The organism is Corynebacterium sp. MSK150 (genome assembly GCF_030229215.1).
GTDB lineage: Bacteria > Actinomycetota > Actinomycetes > Mycobacteriales > Mycobacteriaceae > Corynebacterium.
Genome location: NZ_JASPHM010000007.1, coordinates 83,804 through 108,532, shown reverse-complemented (window position 1 = coordinate 108,532; position 24,729 = coordinate 83,804). Strand labels below are relative to the sequence as shown.

The 24,729-nt window shown below is 57.6% G+C and carries 16 protein-coding genes; all 16 read left to right on the top strand.

Annotation, left to right across the window (positions count from 1 at the left end):
* Positions 1-100 precede the first annotated feature (100 nt).
* The 16 genes from QP941_RS06110 (at position 101) to QP941_RS06035 (ending at position 24,723) form a co-directional block, all read left to right on the top strand.
* On the top strand, positions 101-3,973 hold the full coding sequence (locus tag QP941_RS06110) for a translation initiation factor IF-2 N-terminal domain-containing protein (RefSeq protein ID WP_284868380.1): 3,873 nt from the start codon (positions 101-103) through the stop codon (positions 3,971-3,973).
* A gap of 226 nt (positions 3,974-4,199) precedes the next feature.
* On the top strand, positions 4,200-4,505 hold the full coding sequence (rplU, locus tag QP941_RS06105; protein WP_005324077.1) for a 50S ribosomal protein L21: 306 nt from the start codon (positions 4,200-4,202) through the stop codon (positions 4,503-4,505).
* 42 nt (positions 4,506-4,547) lie between these two features.
* Positions 4,548-4,826, top strand: coding sequence for a 50S ribosomal protein L27 (gene rpmA / locus QP941_RS06100; protein ID WP_005324079.1), 279 nt, complete (start codon positions 4,548-4,550; stop codon positions 4,824-4,826).
* 574 nt (positions 4,827-5,400) lie between these two features.
* Positions 5,401-11,313 carry a DUF5979 domain-containing protein gene (locus QP941_RS06095; RefSeq protein ID WP_284868379.1) on the top strand — a complete coding sequence of 1,971 codons (5,913 nt, stop codon included), beginning with the start codon at positions 5,401-5,403 and terminating at the stop codon, positions 11,311-11,313.
* Between the two features lie 444 nt (positions 11,314-11,757).
* The gene (locus QP941_RS06090; RefSeq protein WP_284844213.1) at positions 11,758-13,254 is read left to right on the top strand and encodes a SpaH/EbpB family LPXTG-anchored major pilin; all 1,497 of its coding nucleotides are present in this window, start codon (positions 11,758-11,760) and stop codon (positions 13,252-13,254) included.
* Between the two features lie 276 nt (positions 13,255-13,530).
* The gene (locus QP941_RS06085; protein ID WP_284868378.1) at positions 13,531-14,820 is read left to right on the top strand and encodes a hypothetical protein; all 1,290 of its coding nucleotides are present in this window, start codon (positions 13,531-13,533) and stop codon (positions 14,818-14,820) included.
* Positions 14,821-14,822: 2 nt separating this feature from the next.
* Entirely contained in the window at positions 14,823-15,767 is a 945-nt protein-coding gene (locus QP941_RS06080; RefSeq protein ID WP_284868377.1) for a class C sortase, read from the top strand.
* Between the two features lie 84 nt (positions 15,768-15,851).
* Entirely contained in the window at positions 15,852-17,384 is a 1,533-nt protein-coding gene (gene obgE / locus QP941_RS06075) for a GTPase ObgE (RefSeq protein WP_284768942.1), read from the top strand.
* Positions 17,385-17,444: 60 nt separating this feature from the next.
* Positions 17,445-18,677, top strand: a complete 1,233-nt coding sequence (gene proB / locus QP941_RS06070; protein WP_284768941.1) for a glutamate 5-kinase — start codon at positions 17,445-17,447, stop codon at positions 18,675-18,677.
* A 33-nt stretch (positions 18,678-18,710) separates the two neighbouring features.
* On the top strand, positions 18,711-19,640 hold the full coding sequence (locus QP941_RS06065; RefSeq protein ID WP_284844216.1) for a D-isomer specific 2-hydroxyacid dehydrogenase family protein: 930 nt from the start codon (positions 18,711-18,713) through the stop codon (positions 19,638-19,640).
* Positions 19,640-20,545 carry a D-isomer specific 2-hydroxyacid dehydrogenase family protein gene (locus tag QP941_RS06060; RefSeq protein ID WP_284844217.1) on the top strand — a complete coding sequence of 302 codons (906 nt, stop codon included), beginning with the start codon at positions 19,640-19,642 and terminating at the stop codon, positions 20,543-20,545. The genes QP941_RS06065 and QP941_RS06060 overlap by 1 nt, the downstream gene beginning before the upstream one ends.
* A gap of 98 nt (positions 20,546-20,643) precedes the next feature.
* Complete coding sequence (locus tag QP941_RS06055) at positions 20,644-21,912, top strand: glutamate-5-semialdehyde dehydrogenase (protein WP_284868376.1); 1,269 nt, start codon at positions 20,644-20,646, stop codon at positions 21,910-21,912.
* A 23-nt stretch (positions 21,913-21,935) separates the two neighbouring features.
* Positions 21,936-22,553, top strand: a complete 618-nt coding sequence (gene nadD, locus QP941_RS06050; RefSeq protein ID WP_269953599.1) for a nicotinate-nucleotide adenylyltransferase — start codon at positions 21,936-21,938, stop codon at positions 22,551-22,553.
* Positions 22,554-22,699: 146 nt separating this feature from the next.
* On the top strand, positions 22,700-23,143 hold the full coding sequence (rsfS, locus tag QP941_RS06045) for a ribosome silencing factor (protein WP_179387589.1): 444 nt from the start codon (positions 22,700-22,702) through the stop codon (positions 23,141-23,143).
* Between the two features lie 6 nt (positions 23,144-23,149).
* Positions 23,150-23,848 (top strand): histidine phosphatase family protein, encoded by a 699-nt coding sequence (locus QP941_RS06040; protein WP_284868375.1) that lies wholly within the window; start codon positions 23,150-23,152, stop codon positions 23,846-23,848.
* Complete coding sequence (locus QP941_RS06035) at positions 23,848-24,723, top strand: DegV family protein (RefSeq protein ID WP_284868374.1); 876 nt, start codon at positions 23,848-23,850, stop codon at positions 24,721-24,723. Before QP941_RS06040 ends, QP941_RS06035 begins: the two co-directional genes overlap by 1 nt.
* The last annotated feature ends 6 nt before the right edge of the window (positions 24,724-24,729 follow it).

The window sequence follows — 24,729 nt, the reverse complement described above, 5'->3', positions numbered from 1 at the left end:
TAGCGCGCACTATGCCTCGTGCGGCGGCGGTACGGTCTTCGGCCGTGCCTGCGCCCGAGGCCGCGCCAAATACAGACGATGTACAGGAGTAAGCCCGAACATGGTGGCACAGAACTCTCAAGAAACAACTGAAAGCCTCAAGGCAGCGGCGTCTTTGGCCCAGAACCTGGATCGCAGCCAGCTCAAGGACAAAACCCGCGTGTATTCCCTGGCCAAGCAGCTGGGGCTTTCCTCGCGCGAGCTGGTGGCACAGCTTAAAGATATGGGCCTGAAAAAGAGCGCGCAGAGCTCCCTTTCCCGCGAGGAAGCAGGCCAGGTGCTGGACGCTGTAGCGAACGCCGCCGCGGTTGCCGACGCCCCCGCGAGCGACACCACCGCAGCACCGGCTGAAGATCCCGAGGACAAGGCCGCTGCGCAACCGGAAGAAACCCCGGACGAGGAACAGGAAAAGAAGCCAGCTAAGAAGCGTGCCAAGCGCGCCCGCAAGGCCACCCGTAAGTCCGCCGCTGTAGCGCCTGAAGAGCCGGCAGATGCCGCCGAGTCAGGGGAAGGGGAGCAGTCCGCGGAAGACGAAGAGCACCTGCGCCACCGCGTGCGCAAGAACGTGGACAATGAGATCTCCCAGATCGAAGACAAGGTAGAGGCATCGCTGGCCCAGGCCGCAGCCGAAACTGGCGCAGCCGCCGAGGACGCCGAGCACGCTGAAGCGGTACAACCCGAAGCAGCAGTACCTGCGGATGAGGCGGACGAAGCACCGGCTAGCGCGCTCGATACCGGAACGGTTGATGCGGCGAAGTTGCACGAGGCGCTGGCCGAGGCCGGCGAGGACTTCGAGGATGACTACTACGCCCCGCACATCGTCCCGCGCGCTGAATCCGAGGAAGACTCCGGGCACTATGACTTTGCGCCGATCTTTATGGCCCCGCAGCAGGACGAGGCAGCGGCATTCGCACCGGCAGTAGATGCAGCAGAGGAGGACTTCACCACCGACGATGCCGCACGCGATGACAATGAGGACGCGGCGGATTCCGCCGACGAAAGCCGTGAGCGCTCCGGCTCCGGCTCCGACCGTGGTTCCGGAAAGTCTGAGGGCCGCCGCCGTGGGCGCCGCGGCGCATCCCGTGGACGCGGCGCGGGTTCGAAGCGTGAAGAGCAGGCACACGAGCCCGAGCACATTGAAGAGCCGAAGGCGATCCGCGGCTCCACGCGCATCGAGGCGCAGAAGCGCCGTCGTGCCGAGCTGCGCGAAAAAGGCCGCACCCGCCAGCACATCGTCTCCCAGGCGGAGTTCCTTGCCCGCCGCGAAGCCGTGGAGCGCACCATGGTGGTGCGCGATAAGGAGCGCGAGGACGGCGCCGGCATTATCACCCAGGTGGGCGTATTAGAAGATGACCTGTTGGTCGAGCACTTCGTGACCACCGAGTCCCAGGCCTCGCTCATTGGCAATATCTACTTGGGCCGCGTCCAAAACGTGCTGCCGTCCATGGAGGCGGCCTTCGTGGACATCGGACAGGGCCGAAACGGCGTGCTCTACGCCGGTGAAATCGACTGGCGCAAGACCAAGCTGCACGGGCGGGCCCGAAAGGTCGAAAACGCCCTGAAGTCTGGTGACCAGGTGCTGGTGCAGGTGGCTAAGGATCCCATCGGCCACAAGGGCGCGCGGCTTACCACCCAGATTTCCCTCGCTGGCCGCTATCTGGTCTACGTGCCGGGCGGGCGCAGCGCCGGCATTTCCCGCAAGCTGCCCGCCCCGGAGCGCAAGCGCTTAAAGGATATCCTCGGCCGCGTGGTTCCAGGCGATGGCGGCGCCATCATCCGCACCGCCGCCGAAAACGTCCCAGAAGAGGCAATTGCTACCGACGTCAACCGCCTGCACAGCCGGTGGGAGGACATCGTGGCACACGCCAAGAAGGAAAAGTCCTCCAAGGGTGCCAAGCCGGTGACCATGTATGAAGAACCAAACATGCTCATCAAGGTGGTGCGCGATCTCTTCAACGAGGACTTCACCGAGCTCATCGTCGATGGCAAGCGTTCTTTCAATACCGTCCGCGCCTATGTGGATTCCATGGCGCCGGACCTTGCGGACCGCGTGGTGCGCTACCGCGCCAAGGACCACGGCGGGCAGGATGCCTTCGAGGCCTACCGCATTGATGAGCAGCTGCATAAGGCGCTCTCGCGCAAGGTTTGGCTGCCCTCGGGCGGCACGCTGGTTATTGACCGCACCGAGGCCATGACCGTCATCGACGTCAATACCGGCAAGTTCACCGGTTCCGGCGGCAACCTGGAAGAAACCGTTACCCGCAATAACCTCGAAGCGGCCGAAGAAATCGTGCGCCAGATGCGCCTGCGCGATCTCGGCGGCATGATCGTCGTGGACTTTATCGATATGGTCCTGCCAGAAAACCAGGATCTGGTGCTGCGCCGCCTGAAGGAAGCCTTGGGCCGCGATCGCACCCGTCACCAAGTCTCCGAGGTTACGTCGCTGGGTCTGGTGCAGATGACCCGCAAGCGCCTGGGCACCGGCCTGGTGGAGACCTTCTCCACCGAGTGCGAGTGCTGCAACGGCCGTGGCATCATCATTCACCAGTATCCGGTGGACGAGGCCGAGGACGATCAGCGCTCCAAGCATTCTGGCCGCAAGTCCAAGGGGTACAAGAAGCACCACCATGATCCGCAGCAGCACCCGGCTGCGGTGGCGATGCATGAGCACGAGCTTGACGACGCCCCCGAAAGCTCCTCCAAACCCAAGCGCTTCAAGAAAACCCAGGCGCCGGTCTACGGTACCGAGAGCGAAGAGGCCGCACGGGAATCTGCCAAGACGTCGTTAGAAGACCTCGTAGCAAACGTCGTTGTGGACGAGCGCGGTCCGGCTGAGTCGCAGGCCGGTTCGGACGAGCACAGCGGAGACCACGACCGCAGCAAGGAGCGAGGACGTGGACGCGGTCGCCGCCGCGCTCGCAAGCAGACTCAGACTGAAGTGTCCGATATCGAGGCTATCGCGTACGCCGCGGCGGATAATGCTGCCGAGAGCGATGAGGTGCAGGAATTTAATTCCTACGTCCCCGATGCCGATACGGACGCGGACTCGGGTGCCGTTGCGCAGGCACACCCTGGTGCAGCGGCCGGCTCCAAGCGTGGCAAGAAGCCGCGGCGGGCGACCCGCCGGTCGAAGGCCACGCACACGGCTGCAGGCGGCGAGCAGAAGGCACCGGAAAAGGAAGTTGCTCCGGAGAAAGTAACTGAAAAGACCTATGCCGAGGCAGTAGCCGAGTTTGAGGCTTCCCCGCGCCGTAAGCGCCGCACCCGCGGCAATTCGCGCTCCGATAGGCGCCCGCAGCCGCAGGATTTCGCGGTCTCTGGTGAGCAGGACTCTGCCGACGCCGACGGTAATGCCAGCGGGGCTAAAGACCAGCACGGACAGAAGACCTCGCGCGAAGAGCGCAAGGGACGCGGGCGTGGCCGCCGTCGTTCGGTGCGCACCCAGCAGGCCAAGCGCCGGAGCACCTCGCGCGTGCCGCACGAGGTCAAGGAAAAGGCGCAGGAGCACGAACACAAGCAGGCGGGCGGGTCCGCCGAGCAGCGTCATGAAAAGGCCGCTGGCGCCGCACGCGCGGAGCGCGCCGGTGGCAAGGGCCGTGGGCGTCGCCGTGCCGTGCGCCAGGCCGCTCCTAAAAAGGCGGTAGCAGAGAATCCGAAGGTAGCGAAGACCGCCCCGGGCCGTTCGACGCAGGAGGATGGTTCGCCGGAGCGTTCTGGTGCTGGCCAGCAGGCGACCACGGGCGAGACCATGGTGCTGCGCCGTGGAAAGAAGAGGGCGGTGCGCAAGAAGGGGACGTCGGCAAGCGCCAAGGCCCCAAAGGCGCAGGATAACGCCGCTCAAAAGCAGGCTGCAGGAAGCGGTGCACCCCAGGAAAATGCGCGCGCTAAGTCTGGGCGTGGCCGACGCCGCGTAGCACGGCGAAGCACGTCTTAGGGCTACGCCACGCGGGCACAAAAAGCGTGGTTTGTATTTTGTGCCCGCTACGGGGTAGTCTTTGACAGTCGCTGTTTAGTACTCACGGCGCTGGATCAGTCCGACACTCACTTAGTGAGCTGTGCGGGCATGTTCGCGCGGGAACTAAACGCAATGTGTAAGTGTCCATTCGGAACGCGGCCTCCCCGGTTGCTTCCGAGCGAGTTTAGATAAGGGGTAACCCTCTATGTACGCGATCGTCAAGACCGGCGGCAAGCAGTACAAGGTTGCTGAAGGTGACCTCGTCAAGGTCGAGAAGATCGAGGGTGAGCCAGGCTCTGCCGTAGCTCTCACCCCGGTTCTGCTCGTCGATGGCGCCGATGTTAAGTCCAAGGCTTCCGACTTGGAGAAGGTTTCTGTCTCCGCAGAAATCGTTGAGCAGGGTAAGGGCCCGAAGGTCGATATCCTGAAGTACAAGAACAAGACTGGTTACAAGAAGCGTCAGGGCCACCGTCAGCCTGTGACCACCTTGAAGATCACCGGTATCAAGTAAGCCTTAACCGGCTGTAATTATCCCTAAAGGAGGGAAAACCACATGGCACACAAGAAGGGTGCTTCCAGCTCCAGCAACGGTCGCGATTCCGAGTCCAAGCGTCTCGGCGTCAAGCGCTTCGGTGGTCAGCAGGTTAATGCCGGCGAGATCATCGTGCGTCAGCGCGGCACCAAGTTCCACCCAGGTGAGAACGTAGGTCGCGGCGGCGACGATACCCTGTTCGCGCTTGCAGCTGGCTCCGTTGAGTTCGGTATCAAGCGTGGCCGTCGCATGGTCAACATTGTTCCGGCTGAAGAGGTTGCTGCAGAGGCGACTGCTTAACTAAAGTCGACTAAGAATAGATCCCCGAACAAGCTCTTACTTAAAATGGGAGTGGTTCGGGGATATTTTCGTTTTACAAGCGATCTTGGTTCTGGTGCTGCGGAACCACAGACCGCTCCCTTCTCACGTCGGCTTTGGGGGAGGGCAAATAAACTGCCTTACCGATGTAGAGCTTTAGGAATCTGGTAGGCGTCACCTAGGTGACACTGTGCCGCATATGCGAATAACAATGAATGCGGTGGTTTCGGGGTAATTGAGCTATTGGAATAGCGATGGCGTAATGTCGCTCAGAACGCTTCAAGTTTTGCTTCTCAAGAACCGACTTGCATGCAGAGCCGTTCCTCCAACTCGCCAGTGATGGAGCACTTGAAGGAATAGATTCTATGGGGAAATAAAATCCTTGATTTTAGCTTGACGGGAACCCAATAAGTTCTTCATTTATCCTTGTCACACGGTTGGAAAGGTCTAATTTACCGAGTAACATACTTGAGGAATAGCGCTGAGATTGTGCGTTTATGCGGTAAACGGATCATATAGTTTTCGGCGGTTTTGTAACCGGAAGGATTACGCAAATATGGCTTTTTCTGCCAATAGCCAGCATCGTTTCCATAGTCCGCTCACCGTGCGGTTGATGGCCTGTGTAACGATCCTTTTAGTCGGGTTCACGCTCCTTGTAGTGCCTCACAATGAGCCTCAGGCTGAGGCCGCTACTACCTCGACGACCACTGGCTCGCCATTTGGGGACTGCGCCTTCCGTAAGGGAACCGGCGTAACCGAGCCATGGGCGAGCCAAATTTGTTGGTTGGATGTTAGCAACATGACCACGCCTGGTCACAAGACCAGAAAGATTGGCGACTACACCATTGAATTTGATCTCTCGATTGCTGCTAAAGACTCGGCGACCAACTATACTGCGGAACCCAATCCTTCGTGGAACCTAGCCGTCTTTGGCAAGCCTGGCTTCTTTGAAAAAGGAAGTGAAGATCTCAAGGACGTCCTGCAAATGACGGGCGGCAACAATAGCTTCACTAGGTTCACGTTGGATAACATAGTGGTCAAACGAGGGGACAACTCTTCTCCCGTGTCGAATTATCGGTTCGCAGTCGCCGATGCGGAATCAACCGGTGCGGGCGGTCCCGGTGAAATGATCAGCGTGGACGGAGGACAAGTAAGCGCACCCACCGAGCTCAAATCAGGAACCGGTGAGAAACGTGCCTGTGAACTCAAGTTTGGTGCGGGTACTGAACCAATAGAGAAGGAGTGGGGCTCAGCCGCCGATGGAAGGAGCCGCGGTTTTGTCTGCCATTCAAAGCAAACCGGCAGTCACGCTTCCTGGATCGTTGGAGTGGATAAACCGCAAAAAATGGAAATCAGCATGGGCTCTTTTCGCAACGGTACCCAAGCCGTCGCCATGGGCGTGGCATTGAGCCGAATCAATTTCGGTTCCGCCAAGGATTTCGCCCAAGTAGAATCCACGACCGAGGAAAAGCTGAGCGGTCAAACCCGAACTGCTAGCTATACTCCGTTCCTACGTGACGGGAATGCGGATACCGATTTGCCGGCACCAGAAAATGGTTATACCACTGCGATGCGCAGGTTGGACACGACGGGTACTGCGCAGGACCGGCTTGGCTTTCGGTCGCAGACTAATCCAAAGGACAAGGCATTCGATCGGTATGACCCCGTATGGACCTGTACGCTTAAATCCTCCGAGGGAGCTAGCGAGACCAAGGTAATTAAAGGGGGTAGCGTTCCTGATGGGTACTCTCTTGAAAAAGATACCGCGAGTGGAACGTCTCGGCTGCTATTGCCTTCAAGCGAAACTAGACAACCTAATTGTAGCGTTGTATGGAAGTCAAAATTTAAGCCCGCTTCTTTGACCCTGGGCAAGAACGTAGAAGGTTCAGCTGCGAACTTTAGTGACGTGCAGCTACAAAAATTTACGTTGCATTATAAGTGCACCGCGCCTGCTGGGTTCACGACTGCATACCCAGACATCAAGCTGGAAGATGACGTACAGCTCGAGCGTGGTACAAACACCGTAATCGATCGATTGCCTCAGGGCGCTAGTTGTACTGTAACTGAGAAGTTGACGGATGGTGGTCAACCCGGTGCAGGGATCGATTTCAGTCTGTCTTGGAATGGGCAACAGGCCTCAGGAAATATTAATAGCCCCGTTAAGGTCGATCTTAGCCCCGCAGCAGGAGACACCAGTGGTGTTGTTGCGGGTTCAGCCAAAGCTTTAAATAACTATGACTATCAAAAAGCTTCGCTGAAACTGAGCAAGCACATTTTGGGAAAGCCTGTCAGCGACGGGAAGGTAGGGGGAACCTACCGATTCGGCGTGCGGTGTGAGGGCACCAATTTGGGGCAGCGAGAAGTCTCCTTTGATCTGACTAAATCTAACCCCACCAACGCCGTGACGATTCCGGATCTTCCAGTGGGGCGCGACTGCGTCTTAACCCCGTTGACTGACCTTACTGAGCAGCAACGCCAAACGATCAAACTGGATAAGCGCGACGGTTCCCTTAACGGCCAGCACCTTGATCCTGATGGAAACAATGGCTTTCACTTCACCTTGGATAAGCAAGGCGAAACAAAGGAACTACACTTCGAAACCAGCTATTCCTATTTAACTTCGCCTCTAGTTATCCGCAAAGAGATAACAGGTTTGGCCGCGGGTAACGACGAGCTAAAGGCATTAAATTTTGATATTAATTATCGTTGCTCTTCTGAGGGACAAACCGTAAGTGAGGGTAGAACTACAATCACCGCGGCGGACGGCGAAAAGAGCGTCGGCGAAGTACGAATCGGTGCAGATTGTTTAGTCTGGGAAAATGAACCAGGAGATACCACCACTACGCACTTTCAAGGTGCTAAGGTTCGCGCCTCGGATGCTAGCGACAAGGTAACGGAACTGGATAATTCCGACGCAAAATCTCAAAAAATAACCACTATTCGCAAGGCTTCTGGCACAGACCGCAACCTTGTGACGGTTTCAAACATCTACGATCCAAAACTGGGAACCGTCGACCTGCATAAGGTTGTAGATTCACAAGTCGAGGGTGTGCTACCCGATTCCTATATTTTCACGTATCGATGTGGAACCCGAAACATTGCGGGAGATAACGGTAAGGTTCTGCCTGTTGAGCTAAGCGGTAAAGTAGTCGTGCCAGGTGATGGAACGATGCGGTTGGTATCTGATGATCCCGACCTTGCCTCGAAGCTAAATAGCCAAGATGGAAAGTTGGGTGTTCCCTATGGCAATGACTGCACCTTCACTGAAGAGACACCAAATGTTGCTGGTGGAATTATTTTCAGCACAGATGTTGATAGCGCAAAGACAACGGTCAACGCCGAGAACAATACCGCAACGGTAACCAATACATTCACTCCTGCCGGAAAAGGCCTTACGGTTTCCTTGCGTACAGGCGGGCGGAGTACTCTTGCACCTGAATCGTTGTCGTATTCATTGCGGTGTGACAATGGCTATACCACCAATTTTGACCTTAAATCCGGCGATCAGGTAGTTATTCCTGCCCAGAAAATCCCGAAGGGTACTAATTGCTCCCTAAAAGAGTCTGGAGACTCAAAGAAGCGGACCTCTGAAAGCGGCAACGAATATCCAATTCGCAATGATTCAGAATACTTGTACGCTGCGGACGATACTGAAGGCAACGATATTGGCGATGGGGCACAGTTCACTATTGGTGACCAATCAACCATGGACGTGCATCATCACTATGACTTCATTCAATCTTCGGTTGAGGACTCCAAGCAGGTGGAGTTTAATGACCCTGATTCCTTGATTTCTGATGCACGCCGCAAGATTAAGTCGGAGCGTATCTTCCCTGTCGAACTGAAATGTACTAACCCAGATGGTTCCGCAGGCATTGACGTGACAACGACCGTTCAACAAGGACGGCCAAGCGAACCTATCCAGGTCAACGTGGGCTCTGACTGTACTGCCTCCGAGGGAGACACAACCACAGCGGTGGGCATCACCCTGAACAAGTCGATTAATGTCAACGGAACCCCTACCGAGGGAGGAAGGGCGAAGTTTACCGTAGGCAATTCCGACAGTGTCAACGTAACTTTCGTAAATACCTATTCCCGTCGAACCACGTATATTGAGCTCAGCAAACAGGCAGTTTTGCCGAGCGAAAGCATTCGTGATCAGTACAAGAATGCCAATAAGGATCTGCAGGATGCGCTTTATGATCACCATTTTGATCTAGTCTGCCGTGATCCGGAAACGGGAGACGAGGCAGTACTACAGAGCCAAAGCGGATCCATTAAGGGCGAAGGCAAGACTACCTTTACCGGTGTCCCGGTGGGTGCGGATTGCCAGATTACTGGTGACCACTTTGGCTCCCTAAAACTGACCATGAACGATGGCAGCGATGACCTAAATGCGTACTTACGGCCCGCGTATGTTGACTGGGTGGTGGATAGGCAAGGTGGAAACGCTTACCCAGATCAGAAGCTGGATAATGAAAAGACAACCTCGCCAGAGTTCCTTACCGTGGATGAACCGAATGACAATAAGATTCGTCTCGACAACCACTATGAGTACGAAACCTCAAAGGTAAAGATCCGTAAGGATCTAGTGGGTAAAGATGGCAACCTAAAGGAAATTCCGGGGAATTATCCTTTCAATTTCACTATGCAGTGCAAGGCCATTGGCTACCAGACAAATAATGTTGGCGAGACCTCTTTTATTCCAGAGAAGCTGCGTCCGCAGTCGAGCTATATCTTGCCGTCGACGTTGAAGAAATCGGAATTTAACGCCACAGGTTCAAACGGTGATGAGTCCATCTTGTCCTTAGCTTCGGACGAAGCTATCGTCCCTGCTGGTTCTTACTGCAGGTTCGCTGAAGAAGAGAGCTCTAGCACTCCGCAGACTTTGCGGATTACACCAGACGAGCGAACCGTGACTGCGTATGCGCCAGCCCCAGACGCAAGTGACGCTCAGGACCTGCATTTTGTCAATCGCGTTGAGCGACGGACTGCTCCTGTGAAACTAGTCTTGAGTAACTTTGGTTACCTGGTGGGCGCTGATTCCCAAGGATATGAAGCTAAAGTCGTGTGCAAGGCCCCCGCTGACTCGGCGGCCTCTCTACAATTCCCACTAGCTTCTGTTGCTGCTACAGAGCTTTCCCAATCGGACCAAGCCCCAGCAAATGGCCAAACTATGGATCTGCCAGTGGGTGTTGACTGTGAACTGGAGCTCAGCGGTCCAGCACTACAGCCCCGCGGCGAACTTGAGGTGACGAACGGCCAACGAACCCCGTTGACTCAGTACACCAAATGGTCACAAGGCGAGCGTGATGGTGCACGAGGATTGCTTTCGGATATTCCTACCGAAGACGTATCTGCCGAAAAAAAGAACCTCAAGTACTCTTTCGCTACGGCTGGAAATCTTCCTTCGGATAGGACGGAGCTAGTAATCGGTGCGGATATTTACCACCCTAGGGCTCATTATGATGCCACCTTTGCCAAGACTGCAGATGGGGCAGTTGGCAAGGATGCTACTTTCGGGTTCGAGCACTCGTGTAGCGATCCAGCGTTGAGCGATTCTTCGCAGAGCAATGCGTTCACGCTTAAGGCAGGACAAAGTTATACGATTAAAAACATTCCGGTGAACAGTCCTTGCACCGTTAATGAAGTAGATGACGGTGTGAAGAACAATGACTCGATTTTCCGTATTTCTCAGCATGGCGATTTGGTAGAAGCAGATACTGAACACTCTGCGGCTATCCCTAGCACCCCCAAGGAAAATGGTTCTGAGCCGATTCGACCGGTATCGTTCACGGTTCGGCCGGTGACAGACGGGAAAGATACCTCCCGTTCTGGTGACCGTTGGACGCTGACCGCCGATAACAAATTCGCGGGTATAAGCGTCACGAAGTCGATTGAGGGCACGCCTTTGGGTAACCTAACCGGCGATCTCTTTGGAACCACCTTGTTGCCTGCAAAAGCCGAGAAGATGCGTATGTCTTATGAGGTAGCCAATGATGGCGCGTATGATCTGTCCGACTTCCGGATCGAAGATGCTTCTCTTGCCGGACTAACCTTGGTTAAGGACGGCACATCGGTACAAGTAGGTGAAGATGGAGTCGTTCCGTCGAGCGTATGTGCACCGCCACAGTCCCTGGCTAAGGGAGAATCTTTCGCTTGCTCCTTCGACGTTGTAATCCCAGGAGATAAGGACGAGACCTATCGCTATCCGGATTCAGGCCAGCCTGAAGTAAAGGTGACCGCGCAGGCCTCTGAGGGCGGGCACCAGTTCACTACCTCCGCTAGTGATTCTCACGGAGCGCTTCGACCTTCTGGGCTCATCGGAGGTCTATTGCCAGAAACCGGAATGCAGACCTTGGTGTGGGTACTGGTACTTGGGTTGATCCTCTTAGGCTTCGGCTTGTGGCGCTATCTGCGTCGTCCAGATGAAGATGACGAAGAAGATTGTCCAACCGGTCAAGATTAAAGCGCCGCGCACTGTTTCTGCTCCTTGAAATAAAGGGGCGGGAACAGTGGGGCAGTGTCCTCAAAGAATGCGCAGCGCTTTCAGGTCTATGAACGGCTGGAGCGCGTGTTTTATGGCCGCGAGATTTCGCGGCGATTAGGGCCGAATTTCGGTTAAAGCAGTCCTATTAAAGGAGGACTAGTTTGCAAGAAAACTAAAATATGACCCAAAACTTTGCCTGCGGAAGGAGCTTCGCAATAAGTATCTCCATGGGTGAAAACGCCCGTGCGAGGATCTGGAATCAGTATTCGTTAGATACTATTTTGCGATGCTTAGATTTAATGGTTCTTCCGCTTGTGCTGGGGTTATGTAGTCACATATACTCTGTTCAGAATTTCCTTCACTCAACTCTGTCGGCTCATTTGGAAAAGTCGAAATGGGTATTAACGAGAGGACAACCCTTATATGTCTCGTATTGTTTCCAAGACTTTCGCTATTGCACTCGCCGCCGGATTGGCCGCTGCTAGCCCTGCGGCATTTGCTGCGCCTGGCGACACCACAACCGCTGCCGCTCCTTCTGCTTCGGCCCGCCAAACCATTGATGCCAAAGCAACGGGTTCCCTTACGATTGACAAGCGTAGTGGTGAAGTAGGCTCCGAGAACAAACTCGAGGGCATGAAGTTCAAGATCGAGAAAGTTCAAATGGACAATACTCTCGACACCGCTGCAGGCTGGAAGGAAGCCGGAGATAAAGTCGCTGCAGGTCCCGACGCCGCAACGATTGACTCTGGTTTTGAGGCTAAAGAGCTGACCACCGATGCAAGCGGCACTGCCAAGTTTGATGGTCTTCCAGTAGGCCTGTACAAGGTTACTGAGCTTCCAGTGCAAGGCTCCAAGTACACTGTTGGTTCGCCGTTCCTGGTCACTATTCCTATGACCCAAGAAGACGGGTCTATTAACTACAATCCGACTGTATCGCCAAAGAACCAGCTCATTCAGCCAAAGAAGACTTCCACTAATAACAATGCCAACGTCGGAGATAATATTGGCTACACCATCACCGCACCGGTTCCCGCTGGCGACGTCGATAAGAGTGGTGCGCGTACCCTGCCAAAGCTGCAGGTGACGGATGATCTGTCCGAATACCTTGATTATGCAAGCACTCCAGACCAAGTTTCCGTTGCAGCCAAGGGCGTCGATCTTGTTCGTGGCGAAGACTACACCGTACAGATTTCTGGTAAGAACCTGACCGTCGATTTCACGGATTCGGGACTTCAAAAACTGGCGCAGGCGCGAGCTGATCACCCAGATTTGGCAGTGGAAATTAAGTTCGATGCAAAAGTTGTGAAGATTCCGGCCAACGGTCAGATCACCAACACCGCTGTTGAACATATCAACGGAAATGACATCAACACCTCGCCGACAGATAAAACAGACGGTCCGACGGTCACCCACTACAACGATGTTTCCATTACTAAGAACCTGAATGGTAATCCCACCGAGGACGATAAAAATGGTGAGGGTGCTGAATTCCAGGTCTTTGAATGTACCGAACAAAGTGGAAAGTGGACGGTAGCTGATGGTGCTGCCCCGATTAAGGGTGCCAACGCTGAAGGTACAGCTGCTGCGGACGCCACCCTTAAGGCTGTAGGTGCCGATAAGACCAAGGCAGCGGTAGCAGACGGCTACTTCCTGCAATTTGATCCGGAGAAGGATTACTGTGCGGTTGAGACTAAGGCACCGGCAGGCTATTTGGTAAACCCAGACCCACAGCACCTGACGGCTTCGCAGGACAAACGTGATGAGCGTGTCATCTTTACCGCCACTGTGGATGACGTGAAGGATAATATCTGGGGCAAGCTCCCGGCCACCGGTATGCGCACTATGTTGATTATCTTGGGCCTTGGCGCCCTGCTGTTCATCGGTGGTGCTGCTTATCAGCTGAAGCGTCGTAACGCTTAGCCTGCGATTATTGCCTATTCCGGCGCGGCCTAGAGTCGGCGTCGGAATAGTTTTTGAGCAGCAAGGGCTCGTGGCTAGGCGTGCCCTTGGACGCCCTGTCGAAGGAAGGTCTTGAAGGTGGGTGAAGGACAACGACGGCCGCGCATGTTTCGCGCGGGAGTTGTTGCGGCTAGCCTCTTAACGGGCTTGGCGGCACAACCATTGGTAGTGCCATCTTTCGGTACAGGAGAAACCGCGGTAGCAGCTGCTCAAACGTTGAACGGTCGGGCCAGCGACGTGCACGTCGATCTCACTGAGTCAGTGGGGGCCGAGTGGTTTGGGAAAATTGGAGATAGAAAACTGGTGCTCTCGCGCATCAACGGCGTGGGCACTAAGGATCTTCCGGCCCTTGATGTTCCCCGGCTGCTCAAAGACAGCCCAGAGGACTTCGTCCGCATAGATGAGGCTTTGACTGCCGATGGCAAAGCCACCTTCCGCGGTGTTAAGCCTGGGATCTATTTGATTGACATCGCAGACAACCCAGGTTCCCAAGATCCGAGCGTGTCTTATGCTCCCTTTGTCATAGCTATTACTGGTGATGGTGAAGAACATCGGGTGGAGTTGAAAGCACAAGTCCTCAACGTCAGTATTGTTCCGCGGACGTCGTGCTTAGTTCCTAGTGAGCATTATGCGGTCGCCCCTGGCGGTGTGGTGAAATACGAGATTTCTGCTGCTACCCCGAATACGAGCACGGATGGGTCGATTGGCCATTATCGGCTCACCACAGAGTTATCGGACATGCATGAAGCACAGGATGGTGGCACGGACTCGGTTCAGTCAGAGTCAGCTACCTACGTTGAAGTCGAGTCCGTACGTCTTGTTGGTGCAGGGGAAGTTCTCGAGCTAGATGCGAAGAGCTACACCGTGGAAAAGAAAAAAGGCAGCGTCACTATTGAACTTAAAAAGGAAGCTCTAGATAAGCTGGCGCAGCTTCGTGAATTAGACCCCAATACCGCAGTTAAGGTCACGCTTCGTTCACGGGCTAGGCAAGATGCTACGGGAGAGCTGCGTGCAACAACTACATTAGCCACGGATGGCATGGATGCACAGCGCAGTGAGGTGGAGGCGTCGGCAAGCACCAACGTTCCTATCTATAAATTTGAATCGTGTTTTCCGCCCTCTGAGTCAAGAACCACCACTTCAAAACCCACTCCGGCGGTAACGCAGCATACGGAGCCGGAGCCTTCCGCCTCGGCACCTTCCACATCGCGACCCTCCGCTGAACCTGAGGAGCCAGGCTCCTCTCAGCCGCGCCCGGATAGGCCAAGTGATATTCCAGGTTTTCCCACGCCCCCAGATGAAGATGGGCACACAGGGCCGTTGACGCCCCAAGAAGGCGATCCCGAAACTAGCGATGAACCTCGAGAACACGGCGGTATTGTAGGCAGCCTCGCTTCCACGGGTGCTTCCGTTATTGGCGTGACAGTTCTAGCGGTGCTGTTGATACTCGTAGGTATCATTTTGTTGATCCGGCGCCGTGATGACGAGGAAGATTCAGCCACAGCAACCGAAAAGGACGAGGGTTAATTGTGACAACAAGCGCGAAGGATAGGCTGGCCTCGACGCAAAATAAGCGCAAGAAGGGCAATGCAGTGTCTATCATCGCGCTGCTTCTGGGGGCTTTGCTGTTGCTGTACCCAGTGGTATCAACACTGGCAAACCATAATAAGCTGATGCGACAAACAGAAGCCTATAGTGGACAGGTCGCTGATTTAAGCCAAGACGAAAAGGAGCGGCAGCTACAACGGGCCCACGAATACAATGACCGTCTTTTGGCAGAGGGGCCACACGCTCGGCCACCGGTGAACACGGATCCCGGGATGGAAGACTATATGTCGCAGCTGAATGTGGATGGGCCCCAGGGAATGATTGCCCGCATTCGTATTCCGTCGATTGATGTGGATTTGCCGGTGTTCCATACCACCGCGCCAAAGGTGTTGTATCAGGGGGCTGGTCACATGTTTGGGTCAACCTTGCCGGTGGGTGGGGATGGTACCAATGCGGTGCTGTCGGCGCATACCGGCATGGTCAATGCATCTATGTTTGACCGTTTGCCTACCCTTAAAGAAGGCGACGATATCTTCATCGACGTAATGGGGGAGCGTTTGCGGTACAAAATGACCAGCCGGGAAGTAGTTAAACCCGATGATTATGAAGCCGTTACCTATGAACCAGGGCACGATAAAATTACGCTCATTACGTGTACCCCATATGGGCTTAATACCGATAGGTTATTGGTTCATGCGGAGCGCTATCCGTTGGATCCCGGGAATCCGGAGCCATCGCCCGCTGGGTTCGGTTGGTCATGGTGGATGATTGCCGTCGTCCTCATCGTTTTGCTTACTGTGTTGCTCATTTTGTGGAAAAACCGACGCCGACGAAAGAAGCGAAAAGAGCGGGAAGAACAAGAAGCCGCACAGGAGCACCAGTCTGCGGTTGGAGATGCTGAAGGTGGATCGGGGGCTGGGCGCTAAACCTCGCTGGCCGTTGGTTTAGTTTGAATTCAGAAGGTAACTGATAGACTTCAGATCCCACGATAATTCGAGGAGAAGGCGAACATGGCACGTTTTATTGACCGCGTCGTCCTGCACCTGCAAGCAGGCGACGGTGGACACGGCTGTGTGTCTGTCCACCGCGAGAAGTTTAAGCCTTTGGGCGGACCTGATGGCGGCAATGGCGGCCACGGCGGTGACATCATCCTCGAGGTCTCTGAACAAATCCATACTCTTATGGATTTCCACTACCGCCCGCATATTAAGGCGCAACGCGGCGGCAACGGTGCCGGCGATATGCGCAATGGTGCTCGCGGTGAAGACCTGATTTTGGAGGTCCCGGCGGGCACGGTGGTCCGCACTGAAAAGGGCGAAACCCTTGCGGACCTTACCGTTCCGGGAACGCGGTTCGTGGCCGCAGAAGGCGGCTTTGGCGGTTTGGGTAATGCCGCATTGGCCTCAAAGAACCGCAAGGCACCGGGGTTTGCTCTACAAGGTGAGCCGGGCCAGGCCCATGATCTGATCCTCGAGCTGAAGTCCATGGCGGATGTAGGGCTGGTGGGGTTTCCATCGGCAGGTAAGTCCTCGCTCATTTCGGTGTTGTCGGCCGCGAAGCCAAAGATCGGTGATTATCCCTTTACCACGCTGCAGCCGAACCTGGGCGTGGTGGATATGGGAGATAGCTCCTTTACTATCGCGGACGTGCCGGGGCTTATCCCGGGCGCGGCCGATGGCAAGGGGCTCGGCCTAGACTTTTTGCGCCATATTGAACGCACGGCGGTGCTTGCCCATGTGGTGGATACCGCCACTATTGAGCCCGGCCGTGATCCGGTCTCTGATATTGAGGCGATGGAAAATGAGTTGGCAAAGTACCAGGAGGCTTTGCAGGAAGATACTGGTTTGGGGGATCTGCGTGAGCGCCCCCGCGTCATCATCTTGAATAAGGCAGATGTGCCTGAGGCCGAAGAGCTGGCGGAATTTGTCAAGGATGATCTGGAAGAGAAGTTTGGCTGGCCTGTCTTTATTATTTCGGCAGTAGCTCGCAAGGGTCTGGACCCGCTGAAGTTCCGGCTCATGGATATGGTGACCGAGCACCGCAAGGCCCAGCCGTTGCCGAAAAAGGATAAGAACCACACCGTTATCCATCCCAAGGCGCAGGGGCATAAGAAACATACCGGCGCGTTTGCTGATTTCACCGTGAAGCCTGATCCTGAGGTCGAGGGTGGCTTCATTGTTGAGGGCAAGAAGATTGATCGCTGGATTACCCAGACTGACTTTGAAAATGATGAGGCAGTGGGCTTCTTGGCTGACCGCTTGGCCAAGGCTGGTGTGGAAGATGAGCTGCGCGAGCAGGGCGCAGTGGAGGGCTGCCCGGTAACCATCGGTGGCATCACCTTCGAGTGGGAGCCGATGACTGGTGGCGATCCAACGATGGCAAGCCGTGGCGAGGACGCCCGCCTGAAGGGCACCGGCCGCGTTTCCGCCGCCGAACGCAAGCGCGCCTCGCAGGCGCGCCGTGGTCTTGTCGATGAATACGATTACGGCACCGATGAAGAGGTCACTCGCGAGGGCGCTAACCGCGATAGGTGGCAGGGCTAGTTTCCAGAACCCCCTATTCTTGGGGTGTGCTGGAGGATGGGCTTTGTAAACTCGGTTGGTATGTCTTCTGATCAACAGAAAGAACCCATCCTTCCGCTTCCGGTAGAGCCATTTGACGGTCCTACCGCTGATACCCCTTTCCCGGAACCGCTCGATGAAAATCCGGTGGCGTCCGGTTTTGAATCGGATCTCCGCCGCGACATCGCGCAGGCAAAGCGCGTAGTGGTCAAGATTGGTTCCTCTTCCCTCACGGATGAAAATTTCCGCGTTTCCCAAGAAAAGATCGATCACATCGTCGATGCTGTCCATGCGCGCATGGGCCGCTCCGATGTCATCATCGTCTCCTCCGGTGCGGTTGCCGCCGGTATGGGCCCGCTCGGCCTGCACCAGCGTCCCACCGATTTGGCTACCAAGCAGGCCTCTGCGTCCGTAGGCCAGGTGCACTTGGCCTCTGTGTGGGGCCAGTCCTTTGCGCGCTATAAGCGCACCATCGGCCAGGTCCTGCTGACCGCCTCCGATACCGGCCACCGCGACCGTGCCCGCAATGCGCAGCGCACCATTGATCGCCTGCGCCAGCTGCGCACCATCCCGATCGTGAACGAGAACGATGCGGTGGCGACGTCCGAGATGCACTTTGGTGATAACGACCGCCTTTCGGCGCTGGTGGCCAACCTGGTGGGCGCGGACGCGCTCTTCCTTTTCTCCGACGTGGATGGCCTCTACGATAAGAATCCGGCCGAGCCGGATGCCAAGTTCATCGATGAGGTGCGCACCGGCAAGGACTTGAAGGGCGTTGTTGCTGGCGATGGCGGCAAGGTCGGCACCGGCGGAATGGCCACCAAGGTCTCCGCGGCACGCCTGGCTACCCGCGGTGGCATTCCAGTGCTGCTGACCTCTACGGACAATATTGGGCCCGCGCTTGCCGACGCCTCCGTGGGCACCGTCTTCCACACCCGCGAGGAACGCCAGCTGTCTGCCTGGAAGTTCTGGGCGCTCTACTGCGCCGATACCGGTGGAGCCGTCCGCCTCGATGAAGGCGCCAAGGAGGCCGTCACCAAGGGCGGCACCTCGCTGCTCGCCGTTGGTATTACCGATGTGCAAGGCGAGTTCAACAAGGGAGAAATCATCGACATCCTGGGCCCGAATGGTGAGGTCATCGGCCGCGGTGAAGTGCGCTTCGATTCCGAGGAGCTGCACGCCATTAAGGGCAAGAAGATGGAAGAGCTTCCTGAGGAGCAGCGCCGTTCCGTCGTCCATGCGGATTACCTCTCCAACTTCGCTTCCCGCATCTAAACCCGAGTCCGAGATTCCCCGTATGGTTGGGGCATGAAGTATTTCATGGGACCGGAAACCTGGCAGCCGATGGTAGAAGACATCGAGGCTGCCGGGCACCAACGCGTAAGCAGCATCGAGGACGCCGAGGTCTATATCAATAATGCGCCCAACCCGCGCCGCATCCCGGAGATGCCGGAGAATATCGGTTGGGTGCAGCACTGTTTTACCGGCGTCAATCAGCTCATTGATGCAGGCATCATTACCTCAGACGGCGTGCCATGGTGCAACTCCGCCGGCGCCTTTGCCCAGCCAGTGGCCGAGTCCGCACTCGGGTTGGCCCTTTCCCAGGCGCACCACCACAAGGCCTTCGCCCAAGCTGCTACGTGGTCGGTGGCCAAGGAGCTGGATGAATCCCAGGCCTGGCTCTATAACCAGCAAGGGCCGAAGAGGGTAGCGATCTTTGGCGCTGGGGGCATCGGCAAGCAGCTCATTAAGCTCCTGCAGCCCTTTGGCGTGCACATTACCGCGATCAATCGCTCCGGCCGCGCGGTGGAAGGCGCCGATGAGGTCGTGCCCATGGACCAAGCCCAGCACGTTTGGGGCGAGGCGGATTTCATCTTCTGCATCCTCCCGGCCACCAAGGACACCGAGGGGCTTATCGATGCCGCCACTTTCCGCGCCATGAAGCCCTCCGCCATCTTCATCAACGTCGGCCGCGGCAGCACCGTAGTAACCGATGACCTCGTGGAAGCCTTGCGCAGCGGCGACATCGCCGGCGCCGGCTTAGAGGTTATGGATCCCGAGCCGCTGCCCGATGGCCATCCCCTTTATGATCTGCCTAATTGCACCATGACGCCCCACATGGCCGCCTCTGCGCACGTAGCTCAATATCACCTAGGCGCCATCTTCAACGCCAATGCTGCGGCGTGGAAGAGGGGAGAGGCCATGCCCACCCGCGTCGATGTGGAGGCCGGATACTAATGAAGTACGCGATGCTGCCCACCCCGTGGGAGGAAACCCTGCAGGCCCTCGATGCCGCCGGGCACGAACGCGCCCCACTGGAGGAGGCCGAGGCCCTCATCTTCAACGGTGGCCCGGATGATTTCCCGCAGCCGCTGCCGCCAAGCGTAGGCCTAGTCCAAGTCCCGTTTGCTGGTGTGGACCACCTGCTCGACGTCATGCGAAATACCTCCGCCCGCTGGTCGAACGCGGCAGGGCTATATGATGCCACCGTGGCCGAGTCCACCATTGCGCTCCTGCTCGCCCAATTGCATGCGCACAAGCGCGTGGGAACGAGCTGGGATAACCGCGATGAGGTCGAGGCCCACACCAGCTTCCTTTTTGAGGATAAGACGGTGGCGGTGGTGGGTGCCGGGGGCATCGGAAAGCGGCTCATCCGCATGCTAGAAGGCTTCGGCCCACGCATTATTGCGGTCAATCGCTCCGGTAACCCGGTTGAAGGCGCCGATGAAACCTATGCCACCTCCGATATCGAGCGCGTGTGGCCGACCGCCGATTATTTCGTGGCGCTCGCTCCGCTCACGGAACAAACCCGCCAGCTTTTCGGTGCCTCTGCTTTCCGCGCCATGCCGAACCACGCCGTGGTCATTAACGTTGGGCGCGGCCCGTTGGTGGATACCGATGCGCTGGTCGAGGCCCTGCGCGCCGGCCAGATCGCCGGCGCCGGCCTGGACGTCACCGACCCCGAGCCGCTGCCCGATGGGCACCCGCTGTGGGACATGCCCAACGTGGTCATTACCCCGCACCTTGCCAATCCGCCGTATTCGGTGCGCCGCCGCATCGGCGCGCATGCAGCAAAGGTCATGGAGCGCTTTGCCGCTGGTGAGGCAATCCCCACGGAAGTAGATACTGAAGCCGGCTACTGATGGATAGGCCCCGGTAACCGCGCTGACGATGGCCAGCTTAACCCCACCGCGGCTGAGGTCGCTGAAAAGCGCGTGGCCTTTCGTTAGGCTGGTATGGCATGAGCAACACTGAACGCGAAGAAGTTCTGTCCAAAGCCCGTGCTGCCAAGGATGTTGCGCCCGTCGTGGCGCAGCTATCCACGCCGCGCAAGAACGAAATCTTGCAGCGCGCAGCCGAAAACCTCATTGCCCACACCGAGGATATCCTCGCCGCTAATAAGCAAGATATCGAAGCTGGCCGCGAGCGCGGCATGTCCGAGTCCCTCATTGACCGCCTATCCCTCGACGCCGCGCGCGTCGAAGGCATCGCTGGTGGCCTGCGCCAGGTAGCCGGCCTGCAGGACCCAGTAGGCGAGATCCTGCAGGGCCGCACCATGGACAACGGCATCCAGATGAAGCAGGTGCGCGTCCCGCTCGGCGTGATGGGCATGGTCTATGAGGCCCGCCCAAACGTCACCGTGGACGCCTTTGGTTTGGCCATCAAGTCCGGCAACGTGCCGCTGCTGCGCGGTTCCAAGTCTGCCCGCAACTCCAATGCCAAGCTGGTAGAAATCCTGCAGGATACCCTCGCCGAGTTCGATCTCCCGCGCGAGGCCGTGCAGCTCCTGCCGTGCGAGACCCACGATTCCGTCCAGGACCTCATCACCGCTCGTGGCCTGGTGGACCTGGTCATTCCGCGTGGTGGTGCGAAGCTCATTGAAGCCGTGGTCACCGGCGCCACCGTCCCGGCCATCGAGACCGGCACCGGCAACTGCCACTTCTATGTGGATGCCTCTGCAGACCTGGACAAGGCTATCGACATGGTCATCAACGGCAAGACCCGCCGCACCTCCGTATGCAACTCCACGGAGTGCGTGCTTATCGACGCCGCCTTGGACGACTCCGCCAAGCTGCGCATCATCACCGCGCTGCAGGAGGCGGGCGTGACCATCCACGGCGATGTCGCTGAGCTCGAGGCCTTCGGCGTCAAGGATGCCGTGCAGGCCACCGAGGAGGACTGGCGCGAGGAGTCGCTGTCCATGGATATCTGCGCCAAGGTGGTCGACGGCGTCGACGGTGCCATTGCCCACATCGCCGAATTCACCACTGGCCACACCGAGGCCATCGCCGCGCAGGATGCCGACGTCCTAGTGAAGTTTGGCAACGAGGTGGATGCCGCCGCAGTCATGCTCAACGCGTCTACCGCCTTTACCGATGGCGAGGTCTACGGCATGGGTGCGGAAATCGGCATTTCCACCCAGAAGCTGCACGCCCGCGGCCCTATGGCACTTCCGGAGCTGACCTCTACCAAGTGGATCTTGCAGGGTACCGGTCAGACCCGCCCCTAGTAGTGCGGCTATAATCGCCATCCATGACTAGCCCACAGCGCATCGGCATCATGGGTGGCACCTTTGATCCCATTCACAACGGCCACCTGGTAGCGGCCAGCGAGGCTGCACACCGGTTTGCCCTCGATACCGTCGTCTTTGTTCCCACCGGCCAGCCGTGGCAAAAGTCCCACCGCGACGTCACTGCGGCCGAGCACCGCTACTTGATGACGATGGTGGCCACGGCCTCTAATCCGCGTTTTACCGTCTCGCGCGTAGACATTGACCGCGAGGGGCCCACCTATACCATCGATACGCTGCGCGACCTGCGCGAACTCTTCCCGGAGGCGGAGTTTTATTTCATTACCGGTGCCGATTCGCTGGCATCCATCATGAGCTGGCATAACTGGGAAGAGATGCTGGAGATGGCGCACTTTGTGGGTGTTACCCGCCCCGGCTATGAGCTAAGCGCAGATATGCTGCCCGCCGATGCGCAGGAGGATATCGATCTTATCGACATTCCCGCGATGGCTATCTCTTCTACCGCTTGCCGCGAACGCGCCGCTCAAGGCCAGCCCGTGTGGTACCTCGTTCCGGATGGGGTGGTGCAGTACATCACCAAGAATAATCTCTACGGGCCCAACCCAGATAAGCCTTTGTAGAAACTTCCGCGGCCTTCCCCAGATTTTGGGCACGGGCCTGCTAAACGTGCAAGAATAGACTCTCAATAGAGATAGTTCATACCGAATATACTCAGACGCGAAAAGGGAATTTTTACACATTGTCTACTTCTGATCTCGCCCGCCGCATGGCAGAAACCGCGGCCCACGCCGCGCAAGAAAAGCTGGCCACCAATATCGCGGCCATTGATGTCTCCGATGTTCTCGCTATCACCGAGGTCTTCGTACTTGCTTCTGCAGACAACGAGCGCCAGGTGGGCTCCATCGTGGATGAAGTCGAAGACGAAATGACCAAGCAAGGCTTCGAGCCGCAGCGCCGCGAAGGCAACCGCGAGAACCGTTGGGTGCTGCTGGATTATGGCAATATCGTCGTCCACGTTCAGCGCAATGACCAGCGCGAGTTCTATGGTCTGGATCGCCTGTACCACGATTGCCCGGCACTAGAGATTGAGGGCATCGAGGCCCCAGAGCGCCCGGGCGAATGGACCAATGGCGTTAACCCGCGCGAAGTCGATTCCATCGATGAGCTCCCACTGGCCGATAAGGTCCCTGGTGAGGACGAGGAGCTTTAAACTCGCATGAGCCGCCGCCTGATCCTGATCCGCCACGGACAAACTACCTATAACGCCACCGGCCGCATGCAGGGCCACTTGGACACTGAGCTGTCCGAGCTGGGCTATGAGCAGGCCCGCGCCGCCGCGCGCCTGCTGCAGGATCAGGGAGTGTCTAAAATTGTCGCCTCCGACCTCATCCGTGCGCGCGAAACCGCGCGCGTGGTCGCCGAGGCCCTTGGCATGGACTTCACCACGGATGCCCGCCTGCGCGAGACCCACCTAGGCCGGTGGCAGGGCAGGACCTCTGCCGAGGTGGATGAGGAGTTTCCAGGTGCGCGCGCCATTTGGCGCCACGACCCCACTTGGGCGCCGCCGCAGGGCGAATCCCGCGTGGATGTGGCCGAGCGTGCCCGGCCCGTCGTCGATGAGCTCATGGCAGACTTCGCCGGCTGGGACCAGGGCCCCGTCCTCATCGTGGCCCATGGCGGTGCTATCTCGGCGCTGACCTGCCACCTGCTGGGCCTTGACCACGCGCAGTACGGCATCCTTTCCGGGCTGAAGAATACCCACTGGTCGCAGCTGACCGCCCGCCCGGACTTCAACCCGGAAACGCCGTTATCCTCCTTGGAGTTCACCCCAGACAATGTGCGCAGCGCCCAGTGGTATTTCGACGGCTGGAATATGGGCGGCGAGGTCACTGGGGACGGCGGGGCGGATATCTAGTGACGGTTCGCGTCATTACGGATTCCTCCGCGGGCCTGCCGCCGGAGCTGGCGGAACAGCTATCCATCACCGTCATTGACCTGCACCTTATGGAAAGCCACGGCAAGGATGGCCTGGAGCGTTCCACCTCGGGCTTGAGCGCGCTGGAGCTGGCTGCCGCCTACGGCCGCGAAATGGAGCGCGCCCAGGATGAGGGCGTGGTGGCCATACATCTGTCCAAAGAGCTATCTTCCACCTATTCTGCGGCGGTATCCGCCTCCGGCGTCTTTCCTCACACGGTGCGGGTGATCGACTCCGGTTCGGCCGGTATGGCCATGGGCGCGGCCGCCATGTCCGCGGCTAAGCTCGCCTCCCGTGGCGCCAGCTTGGACGAGTGCTACGCCGCGGCCATCGATACTCTGAAACGCGCGGCCACCTGGGTCTACCTGCATTCCACGGAGGACCTGCGCCGCTCCGGCCGCCTTTCCCCGGCCACGGCCGTGCTTTCTACGGCGCTGTTGGCCACCAAGCCGATTATGTCGATTACCCGCGGCAAGCTGGAGCTGGTGGGCAAGACCCGCACCCAGACCAAGGCTTTTACCAAGCTGGTGGACCTCATCGCCTCCCGCGCGGACGGCGAGCCGGCCTTCGTCGCCATCCAGCACAACCAGGCCGAAGATGCGGCTGCCAAGCTGGAGGCGCTCCTTGAAGCGGCGCTGCCGCAGGGGTCCTCCTTTATCTGCACTCCGCTTAACGACGTCCTCTCTGTCCACGCCGGTCCCTCCGCCATTGGCGTCTCCGCCGTGTTTAGCTCCGAGCCGCCCGCGGAACCTGTGCATTCTCACACACGTGGTCGACCCCGCGCCTTCCCGCCGCGCCGATCTGTGGATAACTAGGCCCAC

Excerpts from the sequence above, each read along its gene's own strand:
- QP941_RS06095 (WP_284868379.1), top strand. The coding sequence starts at position 5,401 with ATGGCTTTTTCTGCCAATAGCCAGCATCGTTTCCATAGTCCGCTCACC.
- QP941_RS06065 (WP_284844216.1), top strand. The coding sequence starts at position 18,711 with ATGAAGTATTTCATGGGACCGGAAACCTGGCAGCCGATGGTAGAAGAC.
- QP941_RS06040 (WP_284868375.1), top strand. The coding sequence starts at position 23,150 with ATGAGCCGCCGCCTGATCCTGATCCGCCACGGACAAACTACCTATAAC.
- QP941_RS06090 (WP_284844213.1), top strand. The coding sequence starts at position 11,758 with ATGTCTCGTATTGTTTCCAAGACTTTCGCTATTGCACTCGCCGCCGGA.
- nadD (WP_269953599.1), top strand. The coding sequence starts at position 21,936 with ATGACTAGCCCACAGCGCATCGGCATCATGGGTGGCACCTTTGATCCC.
- rsfS (WP_179387589.1), top strand. The coding sequence starts at position 22,700 with ATGGCAGAAACCGCGGCCCACGCCGCGCAAGAAAAGCTGGCCACCAAT.
- QP941_RS06055 (WP_284868376.1), top strand. The coding sequence starts at position 20,644 with ATGAGCAACACTGAACGCGAAGAAGTTCTGTCCAAAGCCCGTGCTGCC.
- rplU (WP_005324077.1), top strand. The coding sequence starts at position 4,200 with ATGTACGCGATCGTCAAGACCGGCGGCAAGCAGTACAAGGTTGCTGAA.
- QP941_RS06110 (WP_284868380.1), top strand. The coding sequence starts at position 101 with ATGGTGGCACAGAACTCTCAAGAAACAACTGAAAGCCTCAAGGCAGCG.
- obgE (WP_284768942.1), top strand. The coding sequence starts at position 15,852 with ATGGCACGTTTTATTGACCGCGTCGTCCTGCACCTGCAAGCAGGCGAC.
- rpmA (WP_005324079.1), top strand. The coding sequence starts at position 4,548 with ATGGCACACAAGAAGGGTGCTTCCAGCTCCAGCAACGGTCGCGATTCC.
- QP941_RS06060 (WP_284844217.1), top strand. The coding sequence starts at position 19,640 with ATGAAGTACGCGATGCTGCCCACCCCGTGGGAGGAAACCCTGCAGGCC.
- proB (WP_284768941.1), top strand. The coding sequence starts at position 17,445 with ATGTCTTCTGATCAACAGAAAGAACCCATCCTTCCGCTTCCGGTAGAG.